General features: G+C 63.2%; 15 protein-coding genes and 2 pseudogenes. 3 read left to right on the top strand and 14 right to left on the bottom strand.

Annotated features, from left to right (window positions below):
• Positions 1–17 precede the first annotated feature (17 nt).
• The gene (purU, locus tag G6034_RS12230) at positions 18–932 is read right to left on the bottom strand and encodes a formyltetrahydrofolate deformylase (RefSeq protein ID WP_176635393.1); all 915 of its coding nucleotides are present in this window, start codon (positions 930–932) and stop codon (positions 18–20) included.
• Between the two features lie 134 nt (positions 933–1,066).
• On the opposite strand from purU, the gene G6034_RS12225 reads away from it, so the two are divergent.
• Complete coding sequence (locus G6034_RS12225) at positions 1,067–1,747, top strand: GntR family transcriptional regulator (protein WP_176635425.1); 681 nt, start codon at positions 1,067–1,069, stop codon at positions 1,745–1,747.
• Between the two features lie 96 nt (positions 1,748–1,843).
• Here the strand turns inward: G6034_RS12225 and G6034_RS20470 are convergent.
• A pseudogene (locus G6034_RS20470) lies at positions 1,844–2,044 on the bottom strand (integrase core domain-containing protein); the annotation flags it as partial.
• Positions 2,045–2,144: 100 nt separating this feature from the next.
• Positions 2,145–2,645 (bottom strand): leucine zipper domain-containing protein, encoded by a 501-nt coding sequence (locus G6034_RS20465; RefSeq protein WP_218063867.1) that lies wholly within the window; start codon positions 2,643–2,645, stop codon positions 2,145–2,147.
• Positions 2,646–2,818: 173 nt separating this feature from the next.
• Here G6034_RS20465 and G6034_RS20160 point away from each other — a divergent pair, with 173 nt between their 5' ends.
• Positions 2,819–2,941: a hypothetical protein gene (locus G6034_RS20160; protein ID WP_281375472.1), complete on the top strand. Its 123-nt coding sequence runs from the start codon at positions 2,819–2,821 to the stop codon at positions 2,939–2,941.
• A gap of 1,006 nt (positions 2,942–3,947) precedes the next feature.
• Here the strand turns inward: G6034_RS20160 and G6034_RS12215 are convergent.
• The 9 genes and pseudogenes from G6034_RS12215 to G6034_RS12175 form a co-directional block, all read right to left on the bottom strand.
• Positions 3,948–4,352, bottom strand: a complete 405-nt coding sequence (locus G6034_RS12215) for a tyrosine-type recombinase/integrase (RefSeq protein WP_176635392.1) — start codon at positions 4,350–4,352, stop codon at positions 3,948–3,950.
• Positions 4,353–4,569: 217 nt separating this feature from the next.
• Positions 4,570–4,842: pseudogene (locus tag G6034_RS12210) on the bottom strand (leucine zipper domain-containing protein); the annotation flags it as partial.
• A gap of 248 nt (positions 4,843–5,090) precedes the next feature.
• Positions 5,091–5,789, bottom strand: coding sequence for a helix-turn-helix transcriptional regulator (locus tag G6034_RS12205; RefSeq protein ID WP_176635390.1), 699 nt, complete (start codon positions 5,787–5,789; stop codon positions 5,091–5,093).
• Positions 5,790–5,843: 54 nt separating this feature from the next.
• Entirely contained in the window at positions 5,844–6,272 is a 429-nt protein-coding gene (locus tag G6034_RS12200; RefSeq protein WP_176635389.1) for a hypothetical protein, read from the bottom strand.
• An 18-nt stretch (positions 6,273–6,290) separates the two neighbouring features.
• Positions 6,291–7,691 carry a multicopper oxidase domain-containing protein gene (locus G6034_RS19830; RefSeq protein ID WP_176635388.1) on the bottom strand — a complete coding sequence of 467 codons (1,401 nt, stop codon included), beginning with the start codon at positions 7,689–7,691 and terminating at the stop codon, positions 6,291–6,293.
• Between the two features lie 114 nt (positions 7,692–7,805).
• Complete coding sequence (locus G6034_RS12190) at positions 7,806–8,870, bottom strand: multicopper oxidase family protein (RefSeq protein WP_176635387.1); 1,065 nt, start codon at positions 8,868–8,870, stop codon at positions 7,806–7,808.
• Positions 8,871–8,943: 73 nt separating this feature from the next.
• Positions 8,944–9,189, bottom strand: coding sequence for a DUF1348 family protein (locus G6034_RS19825; protein ID WP_343038035.1), 246 nt, complete (start codon positions 9,187–9,189; stop codon positions 8,944–8,946).
• 320 nt (positions 9,190–9,509) lie between these two features.
• Positions 9,510–9,878: a carboxymuconolactone decarboxylase family protein gene (locus G6034_RS12180; protein WP_246295761.1), complete on the bottom strand. Its 369-nt coding sequence runs from the start codon at positions 9,876–9,878 to the stop codon at positions 9,510–9,512.
• Positions 9,842–10,084, bottom strand: a complete 243-nt coding sequence (locus G6034_RS12175) for a DUF2249 domain-containing protein (RefSeq protein ID WP_176635386.1) — start codon at positions 10,082–10,084, stop codon at positions 9,842–9,844. Before G6034_RS12175 ends, G6034_RS12180 begins: the two co-directional genes overlap by 37 nt.
• 60 nt (positions 10,085–10,144) lie before the next feature.
• On the opposite strand from G6034_RS12175, the gene G6034_RS12170 reads away from it, so the two are divergent.
• Positions 10,145–10,336 (top strand): hypothetical protein, encoded by a 192-nt coding sequence (locus G6034_RS12170; RefSeq protein WP_176635385.1) that lies wholly within the window; start codon positions 10,145–10,147, stop codon positions 10,334–10,336.
• On the opposite strand, the gene G6034_RS12165 is transcribed toward G6034_RS12170, so the two are convergent.
• On the bottom strand, positions 10,320–10,586 hold the full coding sequence (locus G6034_RS12165; RefSeq protein ID WP_176635384.1) for a DUF2249 domain-containing protein: 267 nt from the start codon (positions 10,584–10,586) through the stop codon (positions 10,320–10,322). The two genes, G6034_RS12170 and G6034_RS12165, sit on opposite strands and share 17 nt — an antisense overlap.
• A 1,245-nt stretch (positions 10,587–11,831) precedes the next feature.
• A complete protein-coding gene (locus tag G6034_RS12160) occupies positions 11,832–14,699 on the bottom strand; it encodes an FAD-binding and (Fe-S)-binding domain-containing protein (protein ID WP_176635383.1) in 2,868 nt (955 codons plus the stop codon).
• Positions 14,700–14,714: the final 15 nt, after the last annotated feature.

Here is a 14,714-nt window from a genome sequence, read left to right as displayed (position 1 = left end):
TGGTGTGGTGGGCGTGCTTACCGGAACACGACAGTGCTGGTTCGGTCCAGCAATACACGGTGTTCGCAATGCCACCGCACGGCGCGGGAGAGTGCCAGCGCTTCTGCGTCCTGGCCGACGGTTGATAAGGCGGTCGGTCCGTAGCTGTGGTCGACCCTGATGACTTCCTGTTCGATGATCGGACCTTCATCGAGTTCAGCTGTCACGTAGTGGGCAGTAGCACCTACCAGTTTGACGCCACGGTCGTACGCCTGGTGGTACGGGCGAGCTCCCTTGAACCCAGGGAGGAAGGAATGGTGGATGTTGATGGCCCGCCCTTCAAGGGAACGGCAGAGATCGTCGGAGAGCACCTGCATGTACCGGGCCAGCACGACGAGGTCGATGTTGTGCTCGTCCACCAGTTCCAGCAGGCGCTGTTCGGCATCCAGCTTTGTCTCGGGGGTCACCGGGAGGTAGATTAAGGGCAGGCCGGCGGCCTCGGCCATGGCCCGGTGGGTTTCATGGTTGGAAACCACAAGGGCGATGTCGCCCCCGAGGCTTCCGCCCCGCCAGCGGAAGAGCAGGTCGTTCAGGCAGTGGCCGAACTTGGACACCATCACCAGAATGCGCTGCTTGGTCTGGTCATGGAAGCTGAACTTCATCTCGAAGCGGTCCGCTATGGCGCTGAACTCCTCTTGGAGCCTCTCCGGCGTGTATTCGGGTGAACCCGAGAATGCCGTGCGCAGGTGCAGCGTCTCGCGGAGCCCGTCGTCGAACTGCTGGTGCTCGTCGATGTTGAAGCCGCGTTCGAAGAGAAAAGTGGTGACCGCCTGGACAATACCGGCACGTTCGACGCACGACAGTGTGAGTACGAACTTCTGGACCTGGTCTTCCACGCGGGGGTCGGGCTGAGTCAGCGTGCTGGTTGATGAGTCTGTTGCCACTAGGGTCATGTCTCCTCCTTAGGTATCTTCTCGTGAGATATATTCTCAGATCAGGAACTGATATATTAGGTTTGAGTCAGCGTATATTGGTCAGTGGGCGAGGTCAATAGCCTGTTTGACTTGAATGGAAAGAGGTCCGGGTTATGGCAGTTGAAGCTTTGGCAAGCGCGGAAGACATGGTCAAGAAGTCCTTGGCCGACGTGGCGTACGAGCGCATCCGGGACCGGCTGCTGATGCTTGACATCAAGCCCGGGGACCTGCTTGATGACGATGACCTCGCCAAGGACCTTGGCGTCGGCCGGACTCCGGTGCGAGAAGCCCTTAAGCGGCTGGAGCTGGATCGCCTGGTAGTTGCGTATCCGCGGAGGGGCACTTTCGCGTCGCGGGTGGAGATCACTGATCTTGCGTTTATTTCCGAGATCCGCGCCCAGCTTGAGCCTCTTGCCGCCTCCCGCGCTGCTCGCGTGGCGACGGAGTCGATGAGAGAGCAATTGCGGGCCGTCATGAAGGCCGTCGAGTCTTTCGACACAAATGCGGCCTCCGTCGTTGAAACCCTGCGCCTCGATGCCCGTGTGCACCAAGGCATTTACGCGGCCGCCGCCAATCCCCACCTCGAAGATATCTTGATTCGCTACGACAATCTCGCGACACGAATCTGGTGCATGGTCCTGGATCGCCTTCCCGACCTCTCCCGTCATGTGCATGAGCATGTGGGGCTGCTCCGTGCGGTTATCGACGGAGATGAGGCCCGGGCCGCGGAGCTCGCTCGGAGCCACATCAGTGGTTTCGAGCACGCTGTGCGCGAAGCTCTTTTCGCCGTCTAGGTGTACTCGGCCGGGAGGTTGGTTGCATCTGCTGATGGGTGGTGGTCCGGCGAGGGCGCTGTGGTTGCGGCGGTGGTTGTCGAAGCCTGGCCATCCTGTGCGGGCTTGTGTGCGGTGGTCGCTGGAGTCGTAGGCGTTCTTGTGGGCCCGGCCTTCCTGGAGGGTGCGGTTGAATCGTTCGGCCTTGCCGTTTTGCCGGGGGCTGCGCGGCTTCGTGCGCCGGTGTTTGGCGCCGGGATCCGCGAGGGCCGTGGCGGGGGCCGCGGAGCGGATGCAGGCCAGGGCGTTGTCGGCCATGACCTCTTGCACGGGTGCCCCGCTGGCTTGCACAGGTGCCCCGCTGGCGGCAATGAACGCCGCGGCGTTGCTCAGGAACCGGGCGCAGCTCGGGTCTTTCTCATCGGGCAGGACCTCCACGTAGGCCAGGCGGGAATGATCGTCCACGGCGACGTGGACGTAGTCGTAGCCGATGCCGCGGCCTCTGACGGCCTCGGGCCGGCCATGGACCCGCCAGCCGCCACCGTCGGGGATGCAGCCCGGGTTTCTTCACATCAATGGGCAGCAGTGCCCCGGCGGTGTCGCGTTCGTAGCGGTGGTCGGTGGCCCGGCGGGCGCGGATGCGTTCGCCGCTGACCGGGCCTTCGCGGTGCTTCACCCGCGCCGCGAGGACCTCCTGGATCTTCGCCTCGGCCGTGGCGTGCGGGCACGAACCCGGACGGTAGGATCTGTCCTCCATTCCGGCCCAGCCGTGCTCGAAATAGCGCCGGAACCACCGGTGCGCGCAGGTATGGGAGACCCCCATTTCCTTCGCCACATGGTCCACGGGCCGGCCCTGAAGAACACTCTGAACAAGGATGGTCCTACCAGCAGGAGTCGGACGGGCATTACGGTGGACCATGAAGACCTCCTGGTCGTTCGGTGTGTGTGGCAACCACCAAGCTAAGAGGTCTTCACCCCCTTCACCATGTAACCAACGTCCCGGCCGAGTGCACCTAGAGGCCTTCACGTGGCCCCCGCCATTAGCGCGGACTTGGTTGGCATGGGCGGGCAGGGGGCACCCTCGAGGCAGGCATGGTCGCAGACCTCATTCTGCTCGACCGGGACCCCATTGCCGCCCAGACAGCACCCGGCAACATCTCCGCCGCCGTGGTGAAGGCCACCATGGTGGGCCGGAGATGGGTCCATGGCGCTTAGCCTGGCCGTGCCCCTGCACCGGGCACGCCGTCACGGATTCGTCGCCTTCATCACGGGCGTGTATTTTGCCTTTCACACGATGGCCAGGACGACCGCGGACGTCCTGTCCTCGCCCCCGGGGCTGGCGGAAGCCCCCATCGCCGTCACGGTCCAGCGGGGCCGTGGTTGCCGCCTCCTCCAGCCGGGTCTACATTCCCACGCTGGCGCGGTACTCCGAACTTCTGGGGCTGGCGCGGGCGGCCGGCCAGTGCGGAAGGACTTGGTCCCCTGCAGGTCCAGGCGCCCGCCCAACTGGCCGGCACTCTTCCTGAAGTCGGCGGAGTCCCGCTTTTGCTGGAGCGACCCGCATACCTCGGCCGTGGGCAGAGGGAGACTTTGCTGGGCCGCCCCCCATGCCGAAGCTACAGTCTTCCACTTACACTGGCACTGCCTCTCGCCCAAAGAAATGCGGAACAATAGCCTAGGACTCCCGATCTACCCGAGAGGCCAAGAGGCCCTCGACGGCACTAGGAACGATTTCGAGCGCATCGTCATCGGAGGGTCCGTGAAGTACGACTCAGGCTCGTGGTCGCCATCAAGCGCAGCGTCCCCCGCCTATGCGTTCCCTACTGGATCGATCTGGCGGCCCCCAGGAGACGCGGCGACGGAACTCATCACTCATCTCCAAGGAGAGTCGATCCAGGAGCCTGCAGGCGATGCGACGGGTAAGCTCATCCACTACTACGTGTTCCTCCGAGAGCAGGCGGCCCGACAGCATCCCCTGACAGTTCCCGCCCCTGTCTCCTCCGCGAGGCGGCAACTGGCTGGAAAAGAGACGCCACCGACCTACATGATCTGATCAAGCGTCCGGCAGACGCACTCCATCAGGATCTGGACCTGTATCTCAGCTACACGGTTGTCCTCTCCGGTGACAGATTATGCGGAGGGATGGTTAGGAGACTCGAGGAGGCCTTCGCAGGACGATCTGTGGGGCAGGTGCCTCTTACGGACGGAACTTTCCGACAGCCTAGCTGCCGGGTTCCTCCGGCGGTTCCTGCTGGCCAAGCTTTTGAAGTGCATCCGTGAGGTGGGGCGTCTCCGACGCCTTGGCAATATAGTGCTTTTCCATGATGGCGGTGCCCGTGTGTCCCAGCTGGGGGGACGGCCGTTTCGAACTGTATTTCTGGTCGATCGGCGTGGCGACGGATTTTCTGAACACATGCGGCGTGACCCACTCGCAGGCGGAACCGGCACGGGCGTCCCGCCATTGCCGCCTGAAATTGTGGGGGCTTCGAACGGTGCCGGTTGAAGATGGGAACAGCATGTCGTCGGGTTCCGGACGCTCTTCGCAAATTTTCTTCTTCAGGGTGGCAGCCGCGAAGGGTGGCAGCTTTACCGTCCTCAATCCAGCCATGGTCTTCCTGGCCGCCATTTCCGAGCTCGCACAGCGCCGACAACGGGTCCCGCCGCGGTCCTGAAAACCCAGGACCCGCCCTCCAACCATCAGCACGAACTCCTGGGCACCAGTGGAAACTGACGCCCACCCAGCGGCAAGAGGCCCCAGCCGCACGTGCAGCACAGGAATACTGGCCCGACAGAGAATCAAATCCCCGCCGGGCCGGCAACCCGAGCATCAGGCAAAATCCGGGCCAGGCGATCCGGGCCGGTCCCCAACGACGCTTCACCCGTACCCTGATGATCCATGCGTTCCGGAGTCAGATGCGGGGAATGGCTTGGCCGGGACGAACGATCCCTCATGCCCGCATCGCCCAGTTCCCGGTAGCGGCCCGCCCGCCGGGACGCGGTCGCGGCCGAGACCTGACGCGCCCGGCAGCCCGACGCACGGGCCAGCCGTCTTCCACAACGCACCGGTTCAGCTTCAGCCGCCCCTTCGGAGCCAAAACAGCATCAACATGGGACATGAAGAGGACCTCCGGGTTGGGTGAATGGATCTCTGGAAAAGTTCCACCTCACCCAGAGGTCTTCTTTTTGCCACTCAGCCACGCCGCATGTACCTAATGTCCCCGGGCAATACAGCTAGCCAGACACCGTCCTAACCACGCGGACGCCCACCAAGCATGGAATGCCCGCTGTCAGCCCGCCCATGGCGTCAACAAAACCAGTCCGGTCAGATATATGGCCCCGACGCCGCTAACCGTTTCCTTGTAGCTCAGTCGCCGGTGCCGGGGGCGAGGCTGGCGAGGCTGGCCACACACAGCGTCGGCTCGACGAAGGGGTCGAGCCGCTCCACTTCCAGCGGTGCGTCAAGCTCGGCAAGGAGGCCTTTCATGAGCCCTAGATGGATCGAGCACGTCACCTCCGGATATTCCTTAGCGACCTCGCGGAACGGGCAGTGGTGCAGCAACACCTGGCGCTGACGACCGCGGGTGACTTTTTCTGGGGAGAACCCGAGAGTATCCATCGCACTGACAAGGCGCTCGGTCGCCTCCTCGGCATCCACTCGTTTGAACGGCGGGGGGCTTTCTCCGAGGTACCGGCCCCATTCCTGACCGGCCTTGACGGCGGCCTCGCGGGGCTCTGGTGTCTGAGTCGACATCGAGCTGGCCAGGATCTCCGCCAGGAGCAAGTAGCTCCGGCTCCCGGCGTTGTCGCTGTTAGCGTTGGCCGCATAAAGAGTCCGCGGACGTCCAGGCAGCTCGCGCTCCTCGGCCTTACTGGCAACGAGCCCGGCGGCGACCAAGGCGTCGAGGTGGAAGCGGACCGTGTTGGTGTGCAGGCCCACCCTGGCGGCAATGTCGTTCACATTCAGCTGCGTGCCCGCGTCCTGGAGCACCTCCAGGACGCGTGTTCTGCTAGCTCCCAGTGCGCCGATCGCGGGATCAGGTTTACCACGATGCTGCAGCTTCATTTCTTGCCTCCTCGAAATGCTGAGGCCAAGTGTCGGACTCTGCTGTGGCGCGCCTCAATCATGGTGCGTTCGCTTGGAGCCCAGCAGGCTGTAGAGCACTGCCAGGACCGTTACGGTCTCGGCGGCACAGCTGACCAGGTCCCAGATACCCACCGCTTCGGGTGTGCCGGGCTCGGGACCGATAGGGAGTCCGGTCGTGCGCGTCACCACCCACAACGCCAGGACGGCGACGTTGACCAGGACTCCGACCAGCAACACCTGTCGATTCCGGCCGGTAAAGACCAAAGCAGCCCAGATCAGTTCGAACATGCCGATGGCAGTGAAGAACGCGGCATACACCCACCATTCGGCCAGATGTTCCGGCATCACGATGTAGTGGATGAAGCCGGCCAGTACCGAGGCGGTGGCTGCCACCGGCAACGCCGCGGATCTCCGCATTCTCACGTTGCCGGCAGTGGTGGTTTGGGTGCTGGTGGTGGTCATGATCTGCTCCATCTTATCTCAGCCGACCTGGAAGAGGCCGAGGGCTCCACTGGACATGTTCATCATCTTGTGCGTGATGAAGGGATAGGTACCGGCGTCGGGCAAGGTGAACTCCACAAATCCGCCCTGGGTGGGCTGGAGGTCGAGGGTTTGGGAGCCGCCGTGGTCGGCGTTGTCCGCTTTCAGCTCGTAGTGGCCTTCCTTCCACACGGTGTCGAAGATGGTGCCGACGGTGTGGAACGCCATGTTCTCGTTGGGCCCGGCATCGTCCAGCCAGACCCGGACCCGGGCGCCCGGCTTGACCTTGATGGGGGCCAGTGCGTACTGGTTGTAGTATCCGTTGAAGACGACGGCGTCGGTCTTGCCTGCCAGCATCTTCTTCAGATCGCCGGGCTGGCCCTTCGGGCCGAGGTAGAGCTCGGACTGAACCAGGACAAACTCGTTGTCGACCTTGTCAAGGCTGGGCGGGTCGATGACCACGGCGCCGAACATGCCGTTTCCCATGTGGTAGATCATCGGGTTCGCTCCACAGTGGTAGGTGAAGATGCCGGAGAAGTGCGCGGTGAACTGGTAGTCCAGCGACTGATGCGGCTTGATGGTGTGCATCTGCACGTTCGGCGCGACCTTGGAGGCATGGAAGTCGATGGAGTGTTCCATCGAGCCGTCATTGACCAGGTGGATCTTGAAGATGTCGCCCACTTTGCCCCGTAGGATCGGGCCAGGCGCTGTGCCGTTGTACGTCCAGCGCAGCTGCTTGACGCCGGGGGCAACCTCCATCTTCTGTTCTGTGACATGGAAAGTCACCGAATGGATCTTCTGGCCGTCCGCAGGCGGCAGTGTGGCGTCGCGGGGCTTCCAGCCGGCTGCAGGCTTGGCGTTCGCATCGATCGTCGCGTCGTTGCTACTGGCTGCAGCAGCGGCGGCTGGGGCCGGCGCTGCGGACTGGCCGGCGATTTTGACGTCGAGCACCATGCCGGCGTCCTTATGGCCGGGCACTACGCACCAAGCCTGGGTGGACTGAGCTATCGTGCCCCAGTGGAAGGTCGCCGACTTCCCGGCGTCGATCATCACAGCGTTCTGGCCCTCCAATGCCAGGCTGTGTTGTTGGGATCCCTTGTTGGTGACATGCACGGTGACGTCCGCGCCCGCCGGAACCGTAATCGAGCTCGGCTTGACGTACATGTCTCCTTCCTCGATCTCAAAGGTGACTTTCTTCGAGGTCGAGGCCAGGGCTGGGTGTCCCGTGCCCGCGGAGGACATGGTCGCGCCCTGTGAGGTGGAGGGATAGGTACCGGCGATGATGAGACCGATGATGAGCCCCAGGCTGAGGGCTGTACCGATCACCGGCAGGAGCTTGTTGAGGGATATTGCAGCCTGGCGGACATGGCTGCGAAGGGATTGTAATGAGAGATTTGGCACCTAAATACTCCAAACGGAAGGGGGTGACTGTCAGGGCGAAGAAGATAGCGCGGCGCCTGGCACCTTATTGACCTCTGGTGAGGGCCGCTGAGCGCGACGAGGACGTCGGGCGCCCTAGGAGATGACCATCTCGGTGAACAAACCGAACATGCCCTGGGGCCCTTCGGAGTGGGGGAAGATATGGCAGTGCCATGCCCAAGTACCCAGCGCATCGGCGTGGACGAGCACGGTGTAACGCTCAGCGGGGGCCACATTGACCGTGTCTGCCAGATACGGTGCCGGTAGGGGGAATCCATCTTTGGCGATGACCAGCTGGTCAACGCCGTGAAGGTGCATCGGGTGGGCCATCGTGCCCGCGTTGAAGTAGTTGACCTCCACCCAGTCCCCCAGATGAGCCTTGACCGGCTCCGTGGCTGGGAACGACTTGCCGTTGATGGTCAACCCGATGGTGCCGGAGTCCTGCAGCTGGAAGTTCACGTGCTGGTTGACGTGCACCCCGGCCGGCACAGGCATCTCGCCAACCAGGAACGCACCCCAGAGCCCGCTGGACACCTGCTTGGTCCCGTCATGGTGCGAGTGGTACCAGCTCACCGCTACGTGCTGGGTGATCTTGAAGGCGTAAGTGAAGGAAGCGCCGGGCTTGATCGGAGCTTGGGTCACGTCCGAAACGCCGTCCATGCTGTTGGGCACGTGAAGTCCATGCCAATGCACGCTGGTCGACTCAGGCAGCTCGTTCTTGACCACAATGCGCACCTTGTCCCCGAAGTTCACATGGATCGTTGGTCCGGGCACCGTTCCGTTGTACGTCCAGGCATCCACGATCTTGCCCGGCTCGATCTCCCACTTCGCGATCTCGGCGGTCAGATGGAACTCTTTGGTTCCGTCGGCCAGCACTTTGGGAACCAACAGCTGTCCGCCGCGCCCCTTGGTGGCCGCCGGGAAGCTCTTGTCCCGCGCAGCCATCGTTTTGTCCATCGCCTTCCAGTCACCGGCCGCAGCGCCCGAGGACGCCCCCGTCGTGGCGTTACCTGCCCCCGTGTCAGGCATCGAGGAGGAAACTGCCGTGCCCGGCGCGGGAGAACCGCCGGCGGTCAGTGGCTCCGCCCTCGCCCAGGTCGGAACCGCCAGGGCGATCGCAAAGGCGACTGCGGCCACCGTCAGTTTCACTCTGCTGTTCATGAGCTCTTCTCTCCACTTGCGTTTAGTTACGTCTAGTACATTTAACCGAATGTTCTAAGTTTTATCATTGAAATTAGTTTAAAACACTAATGAGTCTTGTGGCGTGTGTCACTGGTGCCGTTCTGATGCAGCCAGTCGGCCCGAGTCTGGGCCCGGGTCCGCGGCGCGAGGTAACGACGGTCCGGCGCGGCGATGGCCACCTCGTTGATGCTGGCTTCACACGTCTCATCAACCCATCGGAGACGAACTCCCATGGGTCGTTGCCGTCCCGACGAAACCAGGCGCCCGCGCTGTCATGCTCTTCGTACTGGAAACGCACGGCGATGCGGTAAGCGTCAAGCGGACCCAGAATTTGCGCAGCACGTCGTCCAGTTCCCGCTCGCCCCGCAGGAACTCCACGATCGCATCGTGACCAGCAATGAAAAGGTCGTGAGTCGCGGTTGCGCCAGGGGAGTCCCGGGTAGACGCCGAGGCCACCCTTTCGGCGTCGCGGGTGTTTCAGGCGTCCTCTGCGTTGAACCGTCTGCGCGGCTGAATCCGTGGCAAAGAGTGGCAGCGGTGGCCGAACCGGCTCGAGTCCACCCGACGTGAAGTGATGTGGCGGCCATTGTCCAGGGACCAGGGCCAGGCCGAGGCCCGTCAGGTCACGACATGTGGCTGCGCGGCCTCGATGGGGTCCAGGGCCAGGGTCGAGTGGGAGAAAGCACCCACGGCCCGCATCTCTGTGGCGACCGGAATCGCCTCCATGATTTCCTCGGGGTTGTTGCCCTTTCGGACGGCCAGGTCGGTGCTGCCCTTGATGCAGTCCGGGCGTTGGGTTACGTGTGCGAAGGCCACCGCGACGGGTTGCTCGGTCTTCTCCGGTAGCGCACCGTCAGCGAAGACGGCCTTGCCGGGGTCTGGAAAGCGTCCTGGACGCCGGGAGTCAGCTCTTTGCGATGCTGGCTCCGTTCGGCGGCCAGTCTTCTGACTTAGGCAGGAGCCAGCCGCCCGATCCGCACCCGCCAGGTCTCTGGACCCTCCTCGAGGTAGTCCCAGGAGAACTCGCCGGCGTTCTCCGCCGCGAGCTGGTAGTACAGCGGCTTGGGGTCGTGGTCATTGACCAACACGAATCCCGTGCCGGCATCCAGCGACGCAAAGGTGTCGAAGATCAGCTGGTGGCGGATACGGGGGATCTCGGTACGGACATCGACGATGCGGTCGGTGACGGGCATGGTTGTTTCCTCTCGGTCGGACGACGGCGTCGCCTCCGGCTTGGTTTCCAGGAGCGCGACATGGTGCATGACGCCGTCCAGGCGCTGGGCCTGAACGGGATGGGTATGGCGGAGCAGGGCCCACGCATCCGCCGCGAGCCGGCCCGCTTCCTCGGGTTGCCCGGCGTGAGCGAGGTGGCGACAGGCTCGCGACAGGACTCGGGTGAGCCCGTCGATGGTCTCGTGACCTGCGGTTTCAGCCGGCACGGGTGATCGGGACCCGCCACAGGAGCGGTCCGGCTTCAAGATAGTTCCATTCGTACCGTCCGGGCCACAGTGCCTCGGTCTGGTACAGCAGCGGCCTGGGATCGTGGTCGTTGAGGATGACGAAGGTGCCGCCCGGGCGGAGCTGGTCGAGGTTGGCGAAGATGATGTCGTGGCGCCCGCCGTGCGGCAGGTTCCGGACGTCCAGTTCGTCGGGGGCGGGCGCAGTGGGGGAGGACTGGTGGGTTTCGAGCGACATCTGGGTCTCCTGACATGTGATGGGTTCTGGACCGTCGAGCACGATTCTTTTTTACTATACTCTTAGTAAAAACTACCATCTTGGCTACCACCCGATCTCCCGTCGAAAGAGGCAACGACATGACCGAAGGCACTCTGTCCGGGGACGCCGCGAAGCCTGGGATGCGCGACCTGACTCATGGTCACCGGCTTATGCGGTCACGAACCTCATGCTGAAGCCGGGCCCATGGATTTTGCCGACAAGCCATGGGCAAACAACGCCCGCTCCTGAAACGGTCGACTCCCGCACGCATCGCGTGCCTGCGGGAGTAAGCCCGGTTGCCGTCCTGCGTGCCCTGCGGGTGACCGTCGGACTGTTTCGACATTCAGGACATCGCCAAGCAGATCGGGTTGCACACCAATACGGTAGGCTCCCGCCTCGACCAGCTCATGGACGCGGGGCGCTGGACCGCTGGACTCCGCACGCGCGTTTGACCGTGCCGTCGGGCTGCTTGACGAGGTGGGGTCCGCACCGCGAGTCAGCAACGCAACCGCAGTCGGGACCCTCAGCGGCGCCACGGGGAACGCCACCGGGAACGCGACGGCGATCGAGGTGCATCAGTGCCTCTTCTACGACATCGCGCGCGGGCACACCGATGTCGTCTGCGCCGTGCACCCGGGCCTCATCCAGGGGCACTGGCCCAGATGCAAGCCCCACCAAGCGCGGTTCACATCGAGCCCTTCGTGCGCCCGAACCGGTGCCTGGGGCACATCACGCCCGCCGAGAGCCATCTCGCGGGAATACGCGCATGAAGCGGCGCTGGGGGTTCCAGATCGACTGCCACCGAGCCGAACTGCGTCGGTAGTGCAGCTAAGGAACACCAGCCCGGTAGCGGCAAATGATGCCCGTCCGTCGCGACCAGCCGGTAATCGTCTAACGACGCCTGTCATCCCAAAAGACCCAGGCATCAAAGGAGAAATGAATACGTCCTGAGGTCTAACTGCCCAGCTGGGCGCCGCGGGATGAACCAGGAGGAAAACAGCGAACATGGCTCGGTGGCCGATCGGCGACACTCAAGGTCATGCAGGCGGGAGTTCCCACCGCGTCATACAAAACTCATACTTTTGAAGGCAGAACAGGCGCCAGCTAGTATCCTGCATTGTTGCAACCATGTCATGCAGGAGAAGGCCAAAACGACCCATCGGCAGGTTTGTATTAACCCCTGTCCGGCAAGCGGGGGTCGTCGGCCCTAATCCTAAGGGGTCTTTATTCGTTGCCATCTTTTTCCAGGGCCTCGGCGATGACCTGCACAAGGTGGCGGGAGTTGCGGCCGGCCAGATCGGCCACTTGCGTCCGGCACGAGAATCCATCCGCCACGACGGATCGATCGGGATGGTTCGACATTTTGGCCAGGATTCCTTGTTCGGCTATCGCAACCGAGACGTCGTAGTGTCCCTTTTCCATGCCGAAGTTTCCTGCGAGCCCGCAACAGCCGTTGGAGACATCTACATCGCAGCCCATGGATTCCAATAGGGCCAGATCCTTGTCGTACCCCATGACGGCGTGTTGGTGGCAGTGCGGCTGGGCAACGATTCTTTCGTCACTTGCCGGGGGCTGCCAGCTGATGGATGCCAGAAACTCCGACACTGTCTTCGTTGCCGTGGAAACCTGCCGGGAACGTTCATCGTCCGGCAACAGTTCCAGCAAGTCCGATCGCAACACGGCCGTGCAGGACGGTTCAAGGCCGATGATTGTTCTGCCGTCAGTGACGTGGGGGTACAGAATGTCAAGGGTTTTTCGCAGGGACGCCTTGGCGGCTGTCAATTGCCCCGTGGAGATGAGTGTCAATCCGCAACAGGCGCCGGGACCAGCGATCTCGATGTCGCAGCCCGCGGCCTGGAGGACCTTGAGGGCAGCAATCGGAACGTCGGGACTCAGGGCGTCGGAGAAAGAATCCACCCAGAGCAGGACGCGGGGTGGTCTTGCTGGTGCGTCGCCGGATGTGGGGTTAGTCAGATCGGAAGTCGGGCCGTGGGAATGGACCTTCGTCGGACGGGCGGCTTCCTTTAGCGAATGAAAAGGTGCCTTCGGGAAAGTGGGCAGGCTGCGGCGGGGGTCCGCTCCGGCAAGGCGCAGCATCGTCCGACGAAGGATCCCAACGGAAGCAACATTGTTGAGCAACGGTCCGAAGGGTCCGATCATGCCCAGCCATGTGGGCAACCGGCCGAGGGTGTAGTGGCTGATGGGACGCAGTTTGCCCTTGTAGCTTTGGTGCAGTGCTTCGGACTTGTACATGGCCATGTCGATGCCGGTGGGGCAGTCATTGGCGCAGGCCTTGCAGCTGAGGCACAGATCCAGTGCGTCATGGACCTCGGGGGAATTCCATGACATGTCCACGGTCCCGCCGTTGAGCATCTCCTGCAGCACGCGTGCACGACCCCTGGTCGAATCCTTTTCATCCTTGGTTGCCAGGTACGACGGACACATGAATCCACCTTCCTGGCGCAGGTCGGCCCGACATTTCCCCACGCCAACGCAACGGTGGAGCGCATTGGTGATGTTGCCGCCGTCGTGCGCAAAGGCAAAGCCATCGGAGGCCAACAGGTTCTTGGCCTGAGGCCGGCGCAGGTTTGCGTCGAAGGGTTCCGGGTTGATGACGACACCTGGATTGAAGATGTCCTGCAGGTCAAAGAGCGCCTTGAAACCTGCCATGGCCGCCAGAGCCTTGGCCGAGTACATGGTCTTTAGCAGTTCACCCCGGGCTCGCCCGTCGCCGTGTTCCCCTGACAGTGATCCTCCGTATTTGGCAACGAGGTCTGCGGCCGCGGTCAGGAAGCGTCGCATGACGACCGCGTCGCCGTCGAGCGGGAAATCAATCCGAACGTGAACGCAGCCATCGCCAAAGTGGCCGTAGGCCAATCCTGAAACCTCCTCGCGGGCCATGAGGTGCTCAAGGTCGCGCAGATAGTCTCCCAAATGCTCCGGTGGGACGGCTGAATCTTCCCAGCCGGGCCACGCCTGGTCCCCTGCTGCGGTCCGTCCGGCCAACCCTGCTCCGTCGGCCCGAATTTGCCACAATCGTTTTGCCTCGGGTCCGGCCGGCAGGATCAGCGAGTCAAGTGCCCCCGCGTCCAGGACCAACTTCTCCGCCGCGGCCATCGCTTCTTCGGAGCTTGATCCGCCGACTTCGACCATGAGCCACCCGTTTCCGGAAGGCATATGCGGGACGGAGTGCTCACCCTTGGCGGTGCGGATGACGTTCACGAGCTGGGCGTCGAGGCCCTCAAGTGCCAGTGGGTGGTGCGGGAGCAACCGGGGGACCGCGTCGGCCGCGGCCGGCATGTCCGGGTATCCGAGCACGGCCAGGGCGGGGGCAGGTGCCTGTGCCACCAACCGGACCTCGGCCTCGAGGATGATGCCGCAGGTTCCTTCCGTGCCGGTCAGGGCAGCGGCCACGTTCCGTCCATTTTCAGGGAGGAGGTGTTCGAGGCTGTATCCGGAGATTTGTCGCCCGAACCGTCCGAATTCCAGCCGGAGGACCTCCAGGTTCGAGAGGATAAATTCGTCGAGTCCGGGGATCTGCGCCGTGGCGTCCTTCCCGGACCCCAACCCGACAACCTGGCCCGAGCCGGTCAGCCATCGCAGGCTGCGCACATTGTCGGCTGTCCGCCCATAGGCGAGGCCGTGGGGGCCACATGCGTTGTTGCCGATCATGCCGCCGATGGTGCACCGGGTGGACGTTGAAGGATCGGGTCCGAATCGCAGCCCGTGGATAGCTGCAGCCTTCTGCAAGTCACTGAGAATAACGCCAGGCTGGACAACGGCAGTCTTGCTGTCCGGATCAATGCTGATGATCCGGTTCATGAACCTGCTGAAGTCCAGCACCAGCCCGGGACCCACCGCGTTGCCGGCGCAGGATGTGCCGCCGCCCCGGCCGGTGACGGCCAGTCCGTGTTTACGGGCAATTCTGACGGCGGTGACGACGTCGTCCTCGTCTTTGGGCATGACCACCACCTGGGGCACCACGCGGTAGTTCGAGGCATCCGTTGAATACTCCGCGCGCCGGCGCGTGCTGCTGTCCACGATGCCTGCAACGGCCGCGGTCAATTCGCGGACAACCTGATCGATGTTCATGCGCGGTGCATTCCT

The organism is Arthrobacter wenxiniae (genome assembly GCF_013376105.1).
Taxonomy (GTDB): domain Bacteria; phylum Actinomycetota; class Actinomycetes; order Actinomycetales; family Micrococcaceae; genus Specibacter; species Specibacter wenxiniae.
This window is presented reverse-complemented; position numbering and strand designations above follow the sequence as displayed.

Excerpts from the sequence above, each read along its gene's own strand:
- purU (WP_176635393.1), bottom strand. The coding sequence starts at position 932 with ATGACCCTAGTGGCAACAGACTCATCAACCAGCACGCTGACTCAGCCC.
- G6034_RS12225 (WP_176635425.1), top strand. The coding sequence starts at position 1,067 with ATGGCAGTTGAAGCTTTGGCAAGCGCGGAAGACATGGTCAAGAAGTCC.
- G6034_RS20465 (WP_218063867.1), bottom strand. The coding sequence starts at position 2,645 with ATGGTCCACCGTAATGCCCGTCCGACTCCTGCTGGTAGGACCATCCTT.
- G6034_RS20160 (WP_281375472.1), top strand. The coding sequence starts at position 2,819 with ATGGTCGCAGACCTCATTCTGCTCGACCGGGACCCCATTGCCGCCCAG.
- G6034_RS12215 (WP_176635392.1), bottom strand. The coding sequence starts at position 4,352 with ATGGCGGCCAGGAAGACCATGGCTGGATTGAGGACGGTAAAGCTGCCA.
- G6034_RS12205 (WP_176635390.1), bottom strand. The coding sequence starts at position 5,789 with ATGAAGCTGCAGCATCGTGGTAAACCTGATCCCGCGATCGGCGCACTG.
- G6034_RS12200 (WP_176635389.1), bottom strand. The coding sequence starts at position 6,272 with ATGACCACCACCAGCACCCAAACCACCACTGCCGGCAACGTGAGAATG.
- G6034_RS12190 (WP_176635387.1), bottom strand. The coding sequence starts at position 8,870 with ATGAACAGCAGAGTGAAACTGACGGTGGCCGCAGTCGCCTTTGCGATC.
- G6034_RS12175 (WP_176635386.1), bottom strand. The coding sequence starts at position 10,084 with ATGCCCGTCACCGACCGCATCGTCGATGTCCGTACCGAGATCCCCCGT.
- G6034_RS12170 (WP_176635385.1), top strand. The coding sequence starts at position 10,145 with ATGGTGCATGACGCCGTCCAGGCGCTGGGCCTGAACGGGATGGGTATG.
- G6034_RS12165 (WP_176635384.1), bottom strand. The coding sequence starts at position 10,586 with ATGTCGCTCGAAACCCACCAGTCCTCCCCCACTGCGCCCGCCCCCGAC.
- G6034_RS12160 (WP_176635383.1), bottom strand. The coding sequence starts at position 14,699 with ATGAACATCGATCAGGTTGTCCGCGAATTGACCGCGGCCGTTGCAGGC.